This is a genomic window from Enterococcus sp. AMC1157 (assembly GCF_058216555.1).
Genome location: NZ_CM177099.1, coordinates 1,272,163 through 1,290,918, shown reverse-complemented (window position 1 = coordinate 1,290,918; position 18,756 = coordinate 1,272,163). Strand labels below are relative to the sequence as shown.

Genomic DNA, 18,756 nt, shown 5'->3' with positions numbered 1-18,756 from the left:
CTATATACAATTACAGTTCTGCTGATGCACGGTGGTTTGAAAGGTGAGTGATGGGGATTTAAAAAGGAATTTTATAAGGTAAAAGCATATGTTTTTAGTAATCTATTTATTTTTAAATTTAGATGACTACATATTTAGTATGTTTTGATTATTTTTTGAAGTTAACTTCAAAAAATGGTAGAATATAACATAAATTGAAGTTTGATCATAGGAGGTAATAATATGTTTGAAAGACCAGTATATCTCAATCAATTAATAAAATTTAAAGATACTGACTTTATTAAAGTTATTACAGGCGTTCGGCGTTCAGGTAAGTCAGTTCTTCTAATGCTCTTTCAAGAACATTTAATAAAAGAAGGTGTACCAGACGATCATATTATTTATATGAACTTTGAAAGTTTTGAATATCAGGCGATTACAACAGAAGAAAAATTTCGTGAAAAGTTAAATGAATTACTTCCTAAAGACACAAAAAAGATCTATTTGTTATTTGATGAAATCCAAGTAGTTGAAGGTTGGCAACGTGTTATCAATGGAATTAGAGTTAGTTTTGATAGTGATATTGTTATTACAGGTTCTAATGCGAATATGCTCTCAGGAGAATTGGCAACTCTATTAAGCGGGCGTTATATAGAGATTCCAATCTATCCATTTTCCTTTCAAGAATTTTTATATGTTAAAGGAATTGAATTAAATTCACGAAAAGTAGATATAGCTTATGATGAATATGAAAAGTATGGTGGTTTCCCAAGTGTCACGATTGCAGAAGAATCAATTAAAGACACAATACTGTCAGGTATTTTTGATACAATTGTTTTAAATGATGTCGCCTTGAGATCTGGCATAAAAGATCCGACAGCTTTAAAATCAATTATTAGCTTTCTAGCAGATAATGTTGGTCAATTAGTCAATACATCAAAAATTGTAAATACTTTAAAAAATGAAGGAATTGAAACCACTAATCACACGGTTAATCGATATCTAGATTTACTTGAAAGCGGCTATTTGTTTTATCGAACAAAACAATATGATATTCGTGGACGAGAATATTTGAGAACAAATGGAAAATATTTCATTGTAGATACAGGGTTACGACGAAATGCAGTCGGCAGAAAAGATGGTAATTACAGCAACCGACTAGAAAATATTGTCTATATAGAATTACTTAGAAGAGGTTATACTGTTGATGTCGGGAAACTTGATACTAAAGAAATAGACTTTGTTGCAAGAAGACTAGATGAAACTCTCTATGTTCAAGTAACATATGAGCTACCAAATAATTCTCATGAAACAGATAACCTATTGCACATAAAAGATAACTATAAAAAAATAGTTGTCACTGGAAAATATCATGATATTGAACAAATTGATGGTATACCGATTGTTTATATCGCTGATTGGTTATTAGAAAAGTAGAGTTGTAATCAAAGAAGACGTTCATTGTCATAGTAATCTTCAAATATAGATTAAAAATCTAACATTTGAAGGTTGTTATGCATGAAAACGTCTTTCTTTTGTATTAGTTTTTTTTACTAGTATTACATGAAACCTTTATTGTTTCACAGCACTAGTTTTTCTTCTTTAAAACAAAAAAATCCTTTATAAGAGGCTTCGATGACTTATCCAAGATCTAATAACGCCGATTGTAAAATTAAGCGAGACAAATAAAAATATCATTTATGTTACACTCAAATTGTAATTCCGTCGAAAGAATACAGGGAGAGTGAACATAAATGACCTATACCCATCTTACACCAAATGAACTCGTAATTATAGAGGCATATTTTCATCAAGAAACACCCGTTGCTTTCGTTGCCAAGAAACTTAAGCGTGGTAGACAGGCCATTTACAATGTTTATCATTTTCTTAAACAAGGAAAAACAGCTCTCGAATACCTCGAACAGTATAAGAAAAATAAAAAACGTTGTGGAAGAAAGCCGATTGAAATTCCCAAAGCAGAAAAAGAATACATCGAAGACAAGACAACTCAAGGCTGGACCCCGGATGTGATTGTTGGACGAGGTGAGTTTTCAATTTCATGTTCTGTCCGTACCTTATATCGTCGTTTTAAAAATGGTGAGTTTGATCAAAGTAAGTTACCCATGCAAGGGAAACGAAAACCAAACGCTCATCAAGAACGTCGTGGAAAACAAGCATTCAAACGAAATATCGCTGAGCGAGAAACGGATTATGCTTCTTTTGAAACAGAGTTCGGGCATCTAGAAGGCGACACGATTGTCGGTGTCAATCATAAAAGTGCCGTCATCACCCTCGTTGAACGCTTTTCAAAAGTCATTATTGCTTTGAAACCTGAAGGTCGTAAAGCAATCGATATTGAAAAAGCAACGAATACTTGGTTTCAATCGGTTCCTAAAAATCTCTTTAAATCGATTACTTTCGATTGTGGTAAAGAGTTCTCAAATTTGAAAAATATCAGTGATACGAATGATATAGCTATTTATTTCGCAGACCCAGGAACACCATCACAACGAGGTTTAAACGAACACTCAAATGGTCTCCTTCGAAAAGATGGCCTACCGAAAAAAATGGATTTCAATCAAGGATTCATCTCCTCTGTGGCTTCAAAAAGAAATCATATACCCAGAAAATCACTGAACTACCAGACACCATTGGAAGTCTTTTTGAGTTATGTAAATGAAGAGCAGTTGTCTCGCTTAATTTGACAAATAAATTAATTTAAAACCATTACCATTTTTGGAGTAGTAATGGAAATGGTAATGGTTGGTAATGGTTTATAGCAATTGTAAGCAAAGCTTTAGAATTAAAAAAATATAAAAGCCCTTGAAAGTGCAAGCGGTTTCTGATACATTTTAAGTGCAACCGGTTTCATTTTGTTGCGTTTTTTATTTCGTAATTATACACATCAAATTAATTAGGAGGAAGAAATATTGTCGAATAAGATTAGGTACAAAGTGTTCTCTTATCTAGCTTCAATGATTATGCTGCTGAATGTTATTGTTCCAGCCATTATACCCATTCAGGTTATGGCCCAAGAAGCTACGGAGAATGTCGCGCAAACGATTTCGATAGATGCGAAAAAAGACGATTGGGAAGGAATCGATCCAATTGAACCGTCAGTTGAGGAATTTGATGAGTCTCTTATTGGAAACTTACATTTACACAATGATGATGAGTTTCTATATTTTTGGGTAGATGCAAATAATATTCCAAACTGGGGTGACGATGGTCACTACTTGAATTTCGCATTGCAGGTAAATGATGAGGATTCAGAAAATAGTGGGAATCCTTGGGCGTCGAAGTTTAATTATTCAGGAATGGATAATAAACCACAATATCAACTATCTTTCAGAATCAAGAATGATACAGAAGTTAATTGGGTACAGTTTAGTAAAGCGAATAAAGAAGGCTTTGAAAAAGTACTAGATTCTGAAGATCTCGAAGGTGCTGAATTTAGCGTTAATCGTGAAGTCGGTTTTGAAGGGAAAATACCTTTAGAGCACCTGGACTTAAAAAACGATGATGCTGTCAGTGTACATGCTGTCTTAACAGGTAATAACGATGGACATGGTGCTTTTGATGTTATTCCGAAAGTTGACGAAAATCACATCGATCCTACTACAGATGGTAAAGAAAATTCAGATATACAGTCTACTTATACGGCACCTTATACGGTTGTCATTTCAGAAGGGGTTGAGGTTCCAGAAACTCCAGTAGTTCCTGAAGAACCTGAAGTACCGGAGGAACCTGAGACTCCAGAAGAACCCGGAGAAACAGAGGAGTCAAAAGAAGACGAATCAGAAATTAGCGATTTACCGGCAATTGAAGAAGGACATTTCCGTCTACACTTCGAAAAATTATTGCACGAAACACCCTCCCAAAATGGTCTTTGGTTATGGGAAGATGTTGAAACACCGTCATCTAGCTGGCCAACTGATGCAATGTCATTTGGTGAAGCAACGAAAACAGAGTACGGATATGCTATCGATATTCCGTTAGCTGAAAATCCAGAACAAATTGGGTTCTTAATCAATTCACTTCAAGGCGCATCAGGTCAAGTAGATAATATGTTCGTTGATATCCTCACACCTGAAATGAAGGAAGCTTGGGTTACTGCCGATTATGAAATATTCCCTTATGAACCATTAAAAATAGAAAACACCATCCGAGTGAACTATTTAGGTAGTGACTATGAACAATTAGGTTTATGGACTTGGGGGGACGTAGAGGCAGCAACAGATGGTTGGCCAAGTGGAGCGCATGATATGGCCTCAGGTGGTCGTTATGGTGCTTACTATGACTTACCAATCAAGGCAGACGCGTCATTAGTTCAGTTCAAATTTTTAGATAAAGCAGGTGATGCTGAAACAGCTAATTATTCGTTTGATCAATTCGACCACACGCAAATCTTCTTACGCGCAGGAGACGATACAATTTATACAAACCCTTACTTTGCGAGTGAAGTTGGTATTGTAAGTGCTGAAATTGTAGCGGCTGACCAATTAGAAATTGGTTTTCACTCATTAGAAGGCGTTACAGAAGAAATGATTCGAGAAGAACTAACGTTAATGAATTCAGATGAAGACGTTGATCTAACTAATTACACCATCACAATGGATACAGAACGTAATGTTATCATTTTAGAAGGCGCATTTGATTTTGAACAGGGTGCCTATAAAGTTATTTATAACCAACGCGAGATTTTAGTAAACGTTGGATGGCGCTTGAAAGATTCTCTTTATGCCTATGATGGCGAATTAGGCTTAGTTTTCGGTGAAGACGGTACGCCAACACTGAAATTCTGGTCGCCAAGTGCGAATAACGTAAACGTTATTTTATACGATAAAAATGACCAAGATGAAATTGTTAAAAATGTTGAAATGACAAAAGGAGACCGTGGTGTTTGGGCAGTCGAATTAGACGATTCAACAACTGGTTTATCAGATGTCACAGGTTACTTCTACCACTTTGAAATTGATCGAGGCGGAGAAAAAGTTTTAGCTCTTGATCCTTACGCTCGTTCAATGGCGCAGTGGGATAATGAAAGAGAAGGTCAGAACTATATTGGGAAAGCAGCAATTGTAAACCCAAGAGACATTGGTCCTGATCTAGACTTTGCAAATATTGAAGGATTTGAAAAGCGTGAGGATGGTATTATTTATGAAGTGCACGTTCGTGACTTTACGTCAGATCCTACTATCGCAGATGACTTAACAAGTCAATTTGGTACATTTGCGGCGTTTGTTGAAAAACTAGATTATATCGAAGATTTAGGAGCGACTCACGTTCAATTATTACCAGTGATGAGCTACTTCTTCGCGGATGAGTTTAACCGCCATGAACGTATGCCGGAGTATGCGGCAGGTGGAACCAATTATAACTGGGGTTACGACCCGCAAAGTTACTTTGCGTTAACGGGTATGTATTCAGAAGATGCAGCGGACCCAGCGAAACGTATTGAAGAATTCAAGAACCTAATTAATGAAATCCACAAGCGTGGTATGGGTGTTATTTTAGATGTTGTTTATAACCATACAGCTCGTGACTACATCTTTGAAGACTTAGAACCAAACTACTACCACTTTATGGAAGCTGACGGTACGCCGAAAACGAACTTTGGTGGTGGCCGTTTAGGAACAACTCATGAAATGGCTCGTCGTGTATTAGTCGACTCAATTACTTACTGGGTTGAAGAATACAAAGTAGATGGATTCCGTTTTGACATGATGGGTGACCACGATGCGGAGTCGATTCAAAAAGCTTATGACGAAGCAGCAGCGATTAACCCGAATATTCTAATGATTGGTGAGGGGTGGGTAACATACGCTGGAGATGACGGCGATAATGTACAACCTGCTGACCAACAATGGATGAAAGATACAAAAGCAGTTGGATCATTCTCTGACGAAATGCGTAATGAATTAAAATCAGGATTTGGTAGTGAAGGTGAGCCACGTTTCTTAACCGGCGGAGCTCGTTCAGTTGAAAGTATTTATAACAACTTAACAGCCAACCCTGGAAACTTTGAAGCGGACGATCCAGGCGACGTTGTTTCATATATTGCGGCGCATGATAACTTAACCTTACATGATGTTATTGCACAATCGATTAAGAAAGATCCAAAAGATCACCAACAAGAAATTCACGAACGAATTCGTTTAGGAAACTTGATGGTTCTAACGGCCCAAGGAACACCATTTATTCATGCCGGACAAGAATTTGGACGAACAAAACAATTTAGACATCCAGACTTTAAAACGACTGTACCAGCAGATCAAATTCCAGATAAAATTACTTACATGGAGGATACAGACGGAAACCCGTTTGAATATCCATACTTTGTGCATGACTCGTATGACTCGACGGATGCGGTAAACAAGTTTGATTGGAACATGGCTACAAACACAGCAGACTTCCCGATCCATACAACAACTCGTGCTTATACAAAAGGGTTAATCGAGTTAAGAAGAAGTACGGATGCATTCAGCAAAGGGACAATGGCGGAAATTGATGACATGGTTTCGTTTGTTAGAGTACCTGAAATCAAGAAAACAGACTTAGCAATTGTCTACCGCGCAACAGATTCAGCAGGTGATACTTACTTTATTTTAATCAACTCTGATGACAAAGAAAGACATTTAACGATTCCATTTGATTTATCAGATGGTGAAATTATAGTGGATGCTGAAACAGCAGGAACAACTACGATTGCTAACCCAGAAGGCATTTCAGTTGATGGAAATGAAGTCGTACTAGATGCTTTATCTGCAGCTATTATTCGTGTAGACGAGTTAGTTCCAGTTGAAGTAGAGTCCCCATCAAGTGTTGAATCACCAGTAATTAATGAAGATGGCACCGTGACATTTAGCTATGAAGGTGACGAAACAACAGAGACTGTCAATGTTGCTGGGAGCTTTAACGGTTGGGAAGCAACTGCCTTCTCAATGGAAAAAGGCGAGGACGATGTTTGGTCCGTTACGGTTGACGTAACACCAGGTGTTTATGAATATAAACTCGTTGTGAATGGTGATAACTGGATAAACGATCCAGCTAACGATATCATCGCTGGTAACGATGGAAATAACCAATTAATCCTTCCAGGTTTAATTATCGAAGGAGACAAGGATGTTGAACCAGGTGCTACTGTTACATTAACAGCCACTTATGTGAATGACGAAGGTGAAAAAGAAGTAGTAGATGCAGACTTTGCATTAGCAACTGAAATCGCTGGTGTTACAATCGCTGGCAACAAGGTAACGATTTCAGAAGATATTTCACCAGCATCTGAAATTATAATTGATGCTACTTTTGATGGAGATAAAGCAACGCACACAATCTTTGTCGTAGGTGAAATGTATGAATATACAATCAACTACATGCGTCCAGATGGGCAACAAGCGGATTGGGGCTTATGGTTGTGGACGGCAGATGTCGACGGAAGTGCTTATGCATTTGGCGAAGAATCAACAGGTGGTTATGTACAATCAACTGTGAGCTTTGCTTCAGATAAATTGAATTTAATTACTCGTTTAGGAAACTGGGACTCTCAAGAAGCAGATCGAGTGATTACGATTCCAGAAGGTGAAAAGTCTGTTGAGGTTTGGATTGTCGGTGGAAACCCAGAAGTTTACTACTCACTAGATGATGTTGAATTATTAGATCAACGCTACATCGAGTTAACGTATGTTCGTAAGAATAATGACTACGAAGACTGGAATTTATGGGTGTGGGGAACAGGCGTTAAAGATGACGAGATTCTCTTCGATGAAATTACAGACAAAGGTGCCGTTGTTCGAATCCCAGTTGGTTATTTAACAACTGAAGTAGGTCTCAAGATTCGTAAGGGTGACTGGGTAGAAGAAGATCCATTTAACGAAGACCGTTATATTGAAATTCCTTTAGGGGAAATGATTTCAAAAGTAACAATCAATGAAGGGGAAGCTGATTTCTTTACAGTTCCTACAATCGATGGACCTGTTTTAGAAAACGGAGACGCTACATTCTTCTACCGTGATCCGGAACTATTCTTGGCAAGTGAAATGGATAAAATTGAACAAGTACAATTAAGCATTACAAAAGAAGAAACAGCGGATGCCGGTGCGTTTGCAACATTTACGCGCAACATCGTTGAACTATTCCGAACAAATGCGAATACAGAAGTGTATGATATGACGTATGACGCAGTAAACGAATACTATGTTCACACGATTGAAGACATTGAAGCAGGGAACTACGACTATACGTACCTTGTTACGATCGATGGCGAAACAGAAGAAGTTGTAGATCCATACAACACAAACGAAGATGGTCACTCAACATTATTATTTGCGCAGCCGACTGTTACAGCTGAAACATCGATCAATCCAAAAGCTATTTCATACAATGAAAATGCAGTGGTAACGATTGCTTCAGAAGTATCAGATGACTATGAGTTAAGAGCAGCTTACATCGACTTAACACCAGTAGGCGGACCAGCACAAGTGGCAATCGATACGGAATTAATGGAACATACTATTGCGGTTGAGCAATCAATAACTACAGGTGTGAAAACATTAGACATCGTATTGGTTGATGAGTTTGGAAACAAACACAACACGTCTGTAGATGTTGAAGTACAACCGCGTCAAATCACAGACGATGCAGACTTTGACTGGGATGAAGCACGAATTTACTTTATGCTGACAGACCGATTTAGTGATGGCGACAATCCAGATGGTATGACTTCAGAACTTTCTGAAAGCTACCACGGAGGAGACTTCCAAGGTATTATTAACAACTTGGATTATCTAGATGAATTAGGTATTAACACAATCTGGATTACACCAATTGTCGATAATATTGATGAAGGTATGGACATGGCGAATGGCGACAAACGCTACGGATACCATGGTTACTGGGCAGGAGATTTCACAAAGATTGACGAACACTTAGGTGATGTTGAAACACTGAAAAATTTAGTTGACTCAGCACACGAACGTGGCATGAAGATTATGGTTGATGTGGTGTTGAACCATGCGGGATATGGCATGAATGATGCGGAACAATTTGACGGTATGATTCGTGATAATCCAGTTGCTGGAGACGATATTATTGGTGAATTATCAGGATTACCTGATTTCAGAACAGAAGATCCAGCGGTTCGCGAACAAGTGATTCAATGGCAAATTGATTGGATTACGGAGTTACAAGAGTTTACAACAGACAACGACAATACAATTGATTACTTCCGAGTTGATACGGTTAAACATGTGGATAACACAACTTGGAATGCATTCAAAAATGAATTAACAAAAATCAAACCAGACTTCAAGATGATTGGTGAATGGTATGGCGCAAGTGTGAATAACACTGGAGACCAGCTACGTTCAGGTCGTATGGACTCTCTACTAGACTTTAACTTTAAAGGGCAAGCAGAGCGGTTCATCAACGGAAATATTGCTGAGATTGAAGCAGAGTTAGCTACTAGAAACGGTCTGATCGATAACACAGCGATGATGGGACAATTTTTAAGTAGTCATGACGAGGACGGATTCTTAGTTACGCGTGCTGCCGGCAACGAAGGACTATTCAAAGTTGCTGCTGCCTTGCAAATGACCGCTAAAGGACAACCTGTTATTTACTACGGTGAAGAACTTGGGCAGTCAGGTCTAAAAGCAGACGAAGATAATGGCATTTATGAATATGCTAACCGTTACAACCTTGACTGGAGTATTGCAAACGACGAGAACGACATGTTAATGCACTACAAGAAACTATTAAATATTCGTACCGACTACTCAGATGTCTTCTCAAAAGGAACACGTCAACATATAGCTGGAACAAACGAAACAGGCTACTCAGTGTTTGCTCGTACGTACGGTAATGAACAAATATTTGTTGGGTTAAACACGAATGAAGATGCAGTAGAATCAACATTTGCAGTAAACTCGACAAGTAACGCAAGAGTTTCAACGTTTGCACTAGGATTAGCGGCTGGTTCAGAAGTTATTGATGTATATAATGACGTAACTTACGTAGTCGCAGCAGATGGTACAGTAACGATCGACATCCCTGGGAACGCGGATGGCGGTACAGTTATCTTAGTTGCAGGTGTCACGGTTGAAGAACCAGTTGATCCAGAAGAACCAGTTGATCCAGAAGAGCCAGTTGATCCAGAAGAGCCAGTTGATCCAGAAGAGCCAGTTGAGCCTGAAACACCAGGCGACGAGCGCTTAGATAAAATTGCAAATCGCTTAGAAGATTTAGAAACAGCAATTGATGAAATCACCACAAACAACCCGGCACTCGTTGAAGAGTTGAACGTAATCCGTGCAGAATATGAACGATTACGTGGATTAGACTCCGTAACGGATGCCGAAATTGCAGACTTACTCGCTCGAATTGCAGCGCTAGAAGCAATTGTTGCTGACATTGGATCAGAAAGCCTTGGTACAGGAACTGATACACCAGGAGTTGGCGGAGAAGAAGCAGACGGATCGGACACAGATGATTCAACTGAAGAAGACGCAGCTACAGACAGTGAAGAAGACAATTTACCTCTTACAGGAGAAACAAACTCTCTAATGGTTTCAATCATTGGATTAGTCTTCATCGGAAGTGGAGTTGCGTTAGCATTTACGTTTAAGAAAGACGAAAGAAAAGAATAGAATACTATTAATTAAATGAATGACTCCCCTTTGAAGCAGAAATGCGGATGAGGGGATTTTTTTTGTTAGAGAGAAGTTGGACTAGGTAATATCCTAATCTATTTCGAAATAAATCATTATAGCAGCGTCAGTAATATATACAAGAGAAGTAATATTTGAAGAGCCAAAGGAACAATTAAAATCATTGTGTGATGATGTAAAAAATTATTATGAAAAAGACGTTAAAATTAATAGTTATAGTGGTTTAAAAAAATAAATATAAGGAGTTTCACTAGTGTTGCGCAAATATTATCTGAATACTCTGAAAACTATCTTTCGCTAAAAATTTCCAAAAAGTTGAATGCTGACGCAGCGGATGACTATTTTTCCAGAAATTTCAACAGTTATTCGAATGTTGACATGCAAAATGACAAGGAGTTGAGCGTCATCAACCAGGTCTATGATGTTTGAACTAGGTTTCTACAGGTTCAAACATCAAATAATGGAACGCTCTTTTCATTTGAAACAAGGTCGCTATCGTGTTCAGTTCAATCTTCACCAGATAAGTCAAAAGGGTCACAATCAAGGTAAGTATGACTTGATTAATTGCTCCTTGCTCGCTTTGTGAGTATAGACGTTTGATTGTCAGATTCTGTTTCAAATGCTTAAAGAACAATTCGATTTGCCAGCGTGCTTGATACATATCCGCCACTTCATTTGGCGAAACGTCCATTCGATTGGTAACGATTCTAAGTAGCTTCTGCCCTTTTGTAAGAACGGTTACGAGTCGAAAGCGTTCGGTCACATGGTTGCCGCCACCGAGAATCACCCGTTGATTGCTAATAATCGTGCCATCTTTGCTTTTTGGATCGGCGGCCTCGATTTGGCTCAGAACGGTGAGCTTTGTATTGCTCTTGGTTCTTGTCACAAAGAAATACCCATCGTTGTGTAATCGATCAAGTACTTTGTAATCAAAGTAACCACGATCAACGACATAAGTAGCTTCTGTTTTATCGACGAGACATTCAAAGTGAGTACGATCGTGTTCTTTGACATTGGTGATGGTGAAGCTTTCCGGATACTGATTGTCCTTATCAAGATAACAGAGTTTCAAAGGTAGCTTGATGCCGGATTTTGTTTTTCGAAACCTCGCCCAAGGAAATAAGGTCTTATTCAGTGGAATCGTAGTTGAATCAATAAGTTGAAGACTGGTTGTTTTTGAACTCGGCCGTTGCCTAGAAATTTTTGTGGCTAACTGCGTAAAGAGTTCCATCAAGACTTCTTGGCTCAATTCCGCGTTTTTGCGGGACAACGAGCTATGGCAAAGAGAATCAATCCCAATTTCTTTACAGAGACGTGGATCTAAAAAGGCACGATCCATCTCACGATAGCTTGGCAATTCTTCATAAACCGCGTGAAGCAGTTCTTTTAGGGTCGTTCGAAAATCTAATTTTTTACTGTAAGAATCAAAGTTTTTGATGAATCGTTTGGCTTCTTCTGATAAATTAGTCAAATTTATTGAGGAAAACCATTTCTGAAATGACGTTTTTGAGTTATACTTATCCATGCGTTAGTCCTTTTTATTGGTCTTGGATAAGTCATCTAAGAGTAGTATAAAGGATTTTTTTTGTTTCTGGACAGCTTTATATCAAAGCTCAGGCAGGTTGAGCGATCTTTGCAACACTAGTGGCTTAATATATATGTACTTGTTACATTTTTCTGGTAAATGAATTCTCTTCCCCAAATAAATTACCATCAAACAGGTATTTGCTAACTCAGCCAATGCCTCTCCATCCCCCTCAACCATATCCCACACTCATTCCCAACAAGTATGCTATATTGGAATAGTAGAGAAAACGAACTTCAAGATGAGAGGGCGATACAAATGGTTAAGGAAAAAATTGGTGGTTTAGTTGTTTTATTTGGCGGGACAGGTGATTTGGCTACACGCATGTTACTTCCTGCACTACATCAATTGTATCAACGAAAATTACTATCTGAGAACTTTGCTATCTTAGGCGTAGCACCTGAGAATATAACAGATGATGAGTTTCAGAATCATGTTCGTGGAGCTGTAGAAAATGGCGTGAACTTTGAGCGCTTTGAAGAAGGCTTTTTCGATCACTGTCGTTATCAATCCGCAGATGTTTCTGATCAAAAAGAGATGAAAGATGTTGCTAAAAAAATGGGTTCACTGACGAAAGAATTTGAAATACCCGAGGAGTATATGTATTACTATTCGATTGCTCCTAGCTTGTATGATGAAACAACTACAAATATTAAAGCTGGAAAATTCTTTGATCTAGGTGGCAATCACCGAGTAATTGTAGAAAAACCAGTCGGAGATTCTTTGCAATTGGCGAAGGAATATGGCGAAATCTTTGAACGGGTTTTTGATAAAGAAAGTATCTATTATATGGATCATTTTGCTGGAATAGACTTTATCCAAAATATTTTGGCTACTCGTTATTACAATCCTTTTATTGAAGGGATTTGGAATAAGAATTTTGTTGAAAATGTTCAAATATCCGTTCCAGAAAATTTGACGATTGAAGATCGAGGCGCGTTCTATGATGAAACAGGAGCATTATTAGATATGTTCCAAAATCATTTATTACAAGTTCTATCTATTGTGGCAACAGAATTACCAGATGAATTATCAAATGATGCGATTCATAAAAGCAAACTGACTTTGCTAAAAAATATTCCAAGATTTGATCAAGAAACTGCTGAACAAAAGGTTGTTCGTGGTCAGTATAAAGCAGATAGTGCCGGACATTTTAAGAGCTATCGAAATGAGGACAATGTTCCTAGTGATAGTATGACGGAGACTTATGTTGCGGTAGAAATAAACATCGATACGCCACGCTGGGAAGGGGTTCCTTTCTATTTAAGAACAGGAAAATCATTGATTGAAGATTATATTGCTGTGGATATTATTTTGAAGCAACGTGAAGGTATGCATTCAGATGTACCGACTCGAATTACTTTTATGGCATTACCGACTAAAGGGATGTCGATTGTGCTCAATCAAAAAGAGCCAAGAAATGAATACGAACCTGTCATCACATTTTTAGGCCCAGATGAAGAAACGTTTGGCGATGAATATGTCGCAGATCCTTACGAAAATATGATTTATGATGCTTTGGCAGGAGATAGAAAATATTTCCCATCTTTCGAGCAAATATTAGAACAATGGCGTATTACTGATAGTATTGTAGATGCATGGAAAGAATTACCTGAACCTAAGTTTCCTAACTATCGAGCGCATACTTTTGGCCCGATTGAAGCTGAAACCTTACTGGTTAAAAATAACCATGAGTGGATTAAACGAACGTAAGGGATGGAATAAACTCATGAAAACGAAAGGAAAGAGAGAATGTCATCTAAACGGAAAGAGTTTTTTATTGGTTCATTAATTTCCTTAACGGGGATTGTGCTGATTGGTTTTGGTGCAGCACTTAGCGAAAAAATGAGTATGGGACTAGACCCATATACCGCCTTAAATAGGGGAGCTTCTTCATTGTTAGGCTTTGATTTAGGAAGCTATCAACTAGGAATTAATATCCTTATTTTAATCGTGATATTTCTAATGCAACGTTCCTTGATTGGTTGGGGTACGATATATAATATGGTGTTGGTAGGATATCTCATTGACTTTTTTGAATGGTTCTTTGATTTATTCATTGATGCAGAGGCGATGAGCTTAGTTCTTCGTTTATTGATTACGGTCATTGCGATTATCTTCTTTACACTAGGTGTCGCCACTTACACAGAAACAGATTTAGGTGTCGCACCTTATGATGCGATTGCACCGCTAATTGTTGATCGAACAGGCTGGAATTATACTCCTGTCCGGGTTGCCCAAGATATTTTAGTCGTTATTGGCGCCTATTTACTAAGTGGTCCAGTGGGAGTTTCGACAGTCATTACAGGATTTTTCTGCGGTCCCTTAATTTCCTTCTTCTCGAAGAAAGTTTCTAAGCCGATTGTGGATAAATTTATGGGGTAGATGTGAGTTTATACTAACTCTAACTAAGAAAAAAAGCATACCATAGACAGTTTTGTCTGGTATGCTTTTTTCTATGAAATCATTCACCGCGATACTCAAGCATCAAACCTTTTAAAAAGTTTCGAGCATATTTATCTCCGCAAGGTTTGTAGTTACGATGACCTTCTTTACGAAGAATAGCACCTAATTCACCTTTTGAAACTTTTACTCCTGCTTGATCTAAAATATTCAACATATCCTCACTAGTCAAAGTTAAAGCAATTTTTAATTTTTTTAGAAGTAAATTATTGGCATTTCCGTTGTGTAATTCTAATTTTGGTTCATCTGCACCCTCACGAGCTCCTCGTTGGGAAGTAATCATTCCATTTAAAAATCGTTCAAAATTTTCATTCGTTAGTTCAAGTTCATATTCTTCTGCATCTTTTTTCTTCAGTAACTTACGAACTTCTTCTTTAGTAAAAGTTACGCCACCTAGTTCAAAAATTTTCACCATATCTGTATCTTTAATATCTAATGCGTAACGTAAGCGCGTCAAGCGATCATTGTGATTCATTTTTTTCACACCTTTCATTCTTGTCTTGATTATATCAAATTTTTAGTGAATGCCAAATAATGAATCATGAAAAAGAGGCGACAAGCATATTGTGGAAAACGATTGAATCTAACGATATTCTCAACTTCTATGAATCAAAGCTAAAACATGATAAAATATAGAAATCAACAAGGAGGTGCGGAGTATTAGATGAAGAAACCAATGAATTATTATTTGCCAATTATGTCTCATTACATAGACGTTCCCTATGATGATAAACCACGTCGAGTACGAGTGTTGTTACCGAGAGACTATGAAATAAACAGTGATGAAACCTATCCAGTGGTGTATATGCATGATGGACAAAATGTGTTTTACAGTAAAGAATCTTATTCTGGTTATTCATGGAAGTTGATTCCATTAATTAAAAATAATCACAACTTACCTAAAATGATTATTGTTGGTATTGATAATGCTGGAGAAGATCGTTTAGATGAATACACACCCTTTCCTTATGAATTAGAGGAAGAAGTAGCCAGTCATGGACATCTTGGTGGTATGGGTATGGAATACGGGGAATGGGTTGTCAATACGGTTAAACCCTTCATTGATAAATTCTATCGTACTAAACCAGAGCGTGAAAACACCTTATTAGCAGGAAGCTCATTAGGTGGATTAATTACAGCTTATATGGGAGCAGCTTATCCAGAGGTCTTTGGTTCACTGGGAGTATTCTCCTTAGCTTCATGGTTAAGTGAAAATGCCTTTTTGGATTATATTTCAAAACATCCTTTGAACCCCGAAACAAATGTGTACATTCAAGTTGGAACAGCAGAAGGTAACGAAGTCGATGAAGCATTTGTTAACAAAAATATCAATCAAGCTTATATTGACAGCTCTTTGTGGTACTACCAAACAATGTTAAGCCAAGGGCATTCAATGGATCAGATTTGGTTGCGCATTCTGGCTGATGAACATCATTTTGAAAAATATTGGGCAGATCATTTTGGAGAATATTTAGAGTTTCATTTTAGTAAATAAAATAACCTCAATACTCAGTCAATATAATTTGAGTATTGAGGTTATTGTACTCTCAAACAAAAAAAGGCAGCTAGAACTGTAGTAAATGTTCTAGCTGCCTTTTTTGTATGCTATTAAATTTTCCCTTGCCCCTCTAAAACTCCTAAGAAATAAGGCATTTGATCACGCCAAGATTCCCAATCGTGAGGAACATCATGACCCCAATAGTCAAACCAACCCGGAATCCCTTTGTCAGCAAAAATAGCTTGTAGCTTACGAGTGGCTTCAATATGCGGACCTTCCCAATTTCCTTGTCCAACTGCCACGATAAAGGTGTTGTTGCGATATTGATCGATAAACCAAGATTCATTTAAGTTAGGTAAATAATCCACAGGAGAGTTAAAGTAAACTGCTTGATCACCACCAAAATCACCCGTGAAGAAACGCGCATCAGCAACACCACTTAAAGCAATACTGATATCAAATAAATCAGGATGACGTAAAGCAAAGTTCACAGTATGGAAACCACCCATACTACAACCAGTCGCAATCATCGGACCTTCCCAATTTGCTTCATAACGAATCAAAGGAACTAACTCATTGACAATGTATTCATCATATCGGTTGTGTGTTTCTGCCATATCATGAGCACTGCGATCAGTTGCTAACCAAGATTCATTATCTACTGAATCAGGTGTATAAAAACGCACCAATCCACGGTTAATAAATGATTGGCAAGCTTCAATCATACCAAAATCCGCATACTCATTTTGACTTCCACCAGAAGAGGGAAAGACAATAATTGGTTTTCCAGCATGACCATAAACATTAAAATACATCTCGCGATTCAAATGACCGCTATAGTGACTTCTTCTTTCAAAATGCATAAATTAATTCTCCTAATTCGCTAAAATTCTGGTTCATCCTTGTTTTAAATACTCGACCTATGATTTTTGGCGGATATATTCAAAATACTCAAATAGTTGTTCTTCTGAAGGGGTACGAACCAAGTAACCTTCATCGCCCATAATTGCAGCGAAAATTCCTGGAATAGTCAGGATATTGATTAAATCTTCACCTAAATGTTGGCGAATATCATCGTTTGAATGAGCATAATTATGGTTGCTGTATTTTCTAGAAACATAACCACAATAATAAGGTCGTGTAACATACGTATAAAATTGATTGTCTCGGACCACATTGGCATATTCTTGGAAAATATCCAATTCATTGGCATAGTTAAACATATCAATCGTTGCACCACCCGGAGGACGCATATTTACTTCCAACGGTAGAGCAGTCCCATCTGCCAAACGGAAGAACTCAAAGTGGAAGAAACGTTCCTTCACATTAAATGCCTCCACCATTTTTTGCCCCATCTCTAACAAATCATCTTCAATTTCTCGAGAAACATAAAAATACATATCATTGTTACTTTCAACCGTCTCTAAAACAGCTACATTGTAAAGTAGGCTAGAACAGTAAACGATATTTCCGTCTCTGTCGGTTAAACCATCGAAGGTAACAATATCGCCAGGAATATATTCTTCCATAATGAAAGTAACAGCTTCATTTTTTGTATCGAAAAAGTAATGAAGTTCATCTTCATTTTTTATTTTATAAGTATCTCCGGCACCCACACCACTGTCAGGTTTAATGATTACTGGGAAACCTAATTCTTCTGCCAATTCCAAGCCATCTTGACGATCAGAGAATACACGACCATTGGCAACTGGCAGATCAATACTACGAAAAACTTCTTTCATACTTGATTTGTGTTTAATCGCATCTAAATCAGTTTCTTTGTATCCAAAAACATTGAAATCACTGCGCAAGCGTGCATCTGTTTCTAACCAATGTTCATTGTGTGATTCGATTCGATGAATTCGGCCATACTTGTGAGCAAAAAAAGCGACTGCACGATACACTTGATCGTAGTCATCCATGTTGTCCACACGATAGTATTCAGTCAAAGAATCTTTTAGTGTTTGCGAAAGATGTTCGTAAGGTGTGTCCGCAATTCCCAAAGTATTGAAACCTGCATTTTTTAAGCGTTCAGCAAAAGGTGCAAAATTATCTGGAAAATGGGGTGAAATCATTACGAAATTTAATTTGTTTTGCATAAGTTCACCTTATTTCTATTAAAATATTAAAATAATGTACTAAAAATTTCTGAGAAACGAAATGTGCGATGAATTAAATCAAGGATGCAAATTCCCGATGTAATCATCTTTTTGTTTTCTTATAATAGCACAAATTGAAAGTATAATCTAATTATTTTTTAATCTTTCTAGTTGAATTGCAATAAATGTTTTCTGTTTTCAATCAATATTAGATGATTGGTGACTTCTCGTAACTAGAGTTTTCTGGTTAAAAAGAGATTATTAAATGATACTGAGGAGCATTTGTTATTAGATAAGCATTATTATAGAAAACATGGGGCAAATGCCTACTATGGACAAAAGTAGATAAAATAATAGGTTTTATCTTAAAAAGAAAAAAAATTTTACAAAACATTCCTTCTTACTTATAATAGAGGTATAATATAAAGTTACCACTTATTATGAGTTGGTAACAAAAAATTCTTG

At 37.4% G+C, this 18,756-nt stretch carries 10 protein-coding genes; 6 read left to right on the top strand and 4 right to left on the bottom strand.

The features are described 5' to 3' along the window. Positions 1-222: 222 nt before the first annotated feature. The 3 genes from AC4BBX_RS06270 (at position 223) to AC4BBX_RS06260 (ending at position 10,625) form a co-directional block, all read left to right on the top strand. On the top strand, positions 223-1,416 hold the full coding sequence (locus AC4BBX_RS06270; protein WP_490455581.1) for an ATP-binding protein: 1,194 nt from the start codon (positions 223-225) through the stop codon (positions 1,414-1,416). 317 nt (positions 1,417-1,733) lie between these two features. Next, complete coding sequence (locus AC4BBX_RS06265; RefSeq protein ID WP_490455580.1) at positions 1,734-2,684, top strand: IS30 family transposase; 951 nt, start codon at positions 1,734-1,736, stop codon at positions 2,682-2,684. Positions 2,685-2,909: 225 nt separating this feature from the next. Next, positions 2,910-10,625 (top strand): pullulanase, encoded by a 7,716-nt coding sequence (locus AC4BBX_RS06260; RefSeq protein ID WP_490455579.1) that lies wholly within the window; start codon positions 2,910-2,912, stop codon positions 10,623-10,625. Between the two features lie 451 nt (positions 10,626-11,076). On the opposite strand, the gene AC4BBX_RS06255 is transcribed toward AC4BBX_RS06260, so the two are convergent. Further along, positions 11,077-12,171, bottom strand: a complete 1,095-nt coding sequence (locus tag AC4BBX_RS06255; protein WP_490455578.1) for an IS4 family transposase — start codon at positions 12,169-12,171, stop codon at positions 11,077-11,079. 318 nt (positions 12,172-12,489) lie between these two features. On the opposite strand from AC4BBX_RS06255, the gene zwf reads away from it, so the two are divergent. Both zwf and AC4BBX_RS06245 read left to right on the top strand, forming a co-directional pair. Next, entirely contained in the window at positions 12,490-13,944 is a 1,455-nt protein-coding gene (zwf, locus tag AC4BBX_RS06250) for a glucose-6-phosphate dehydrogenase (RefSeq protein ID WP_490455577.1), read from the top strand. A 39-nt stretch (positions 13,945-13,983) separates the two neighbouring features. Continuing rightward, entirely contained in the window at positions 13,984-14,616 is a 633-nt protein-coding gene (locus AC4BBX_RS06245; RefSeq protein ID WP_490455576.1) for a YczE/YyaS/YitT family protein, read from the top strand. A gap of 79 nt (positions 14,617-14,695) precedes the next feature. On the opposite strand, the gene AC4BBX_RS06240 is transcribed toward AC4BBX_RS06245, so the two are convergent. Further along, on the bottom strand, positions 14,696-15,169 hold the full coding sequence (locus tag AC4BBX_RS06240) for a YehS family protein (RefSeq protein ID WP_490455575.1): 474 nt from the start codon (positions 15,167-15,169) through the stop codon (positions 14,696-14,698). A 189-nt stretch (positions 15,170-15,358) separates the two neighbouring features. On the opposite strand from AC4BBX_RS06240, the gene AC4BBX_RS06235 reads away from it, so the two are divergent. Then, positions 15,359-16,189 (top strand): alpha/beta hydrolase, encoded by an 831-nt coding sequence (locus tag AC4BBX_RS06235; RefSeq protein ID WP_490455574.1) that lies wholly within the window; start codon positions 15,359-15,361, stop codon positions 16,187-16,189. 113 nt (positions 16,190-16,302) lie between these two features. Here AC4BBX_RS06235 and AC4BBX_RS06230 read toward each other — a convergent pair whose 3' ends face one another. After that, positions 16,303-17,055 carry an esterase family protein gene (locus AC4BBX_RS06230; protein ID WP_490455573.1) on the bottom strand — a complete coding sequence of 251 codons (753 nt, stop codon included), beginning with the start codon at positions 17,053-17,055 and terminating at the stop codon, positions 16,303-16,305. A gap of 57 nt (positions 17,056-17,112) precedes the next feature. Further along, on the bottom strand, positions 17,113-18,291 hold the full coding sequence (locus tag AC4BBX_RS06225; protein WP_490455572.1) for an ATP-grasp domain-containing protein: 1,179 nt from the start codon (positions 18,289-18,291) through the stop codon (positions 17,113-17,115). Positions 18,292-18,756: the final 465 nt, after the last annotated feature.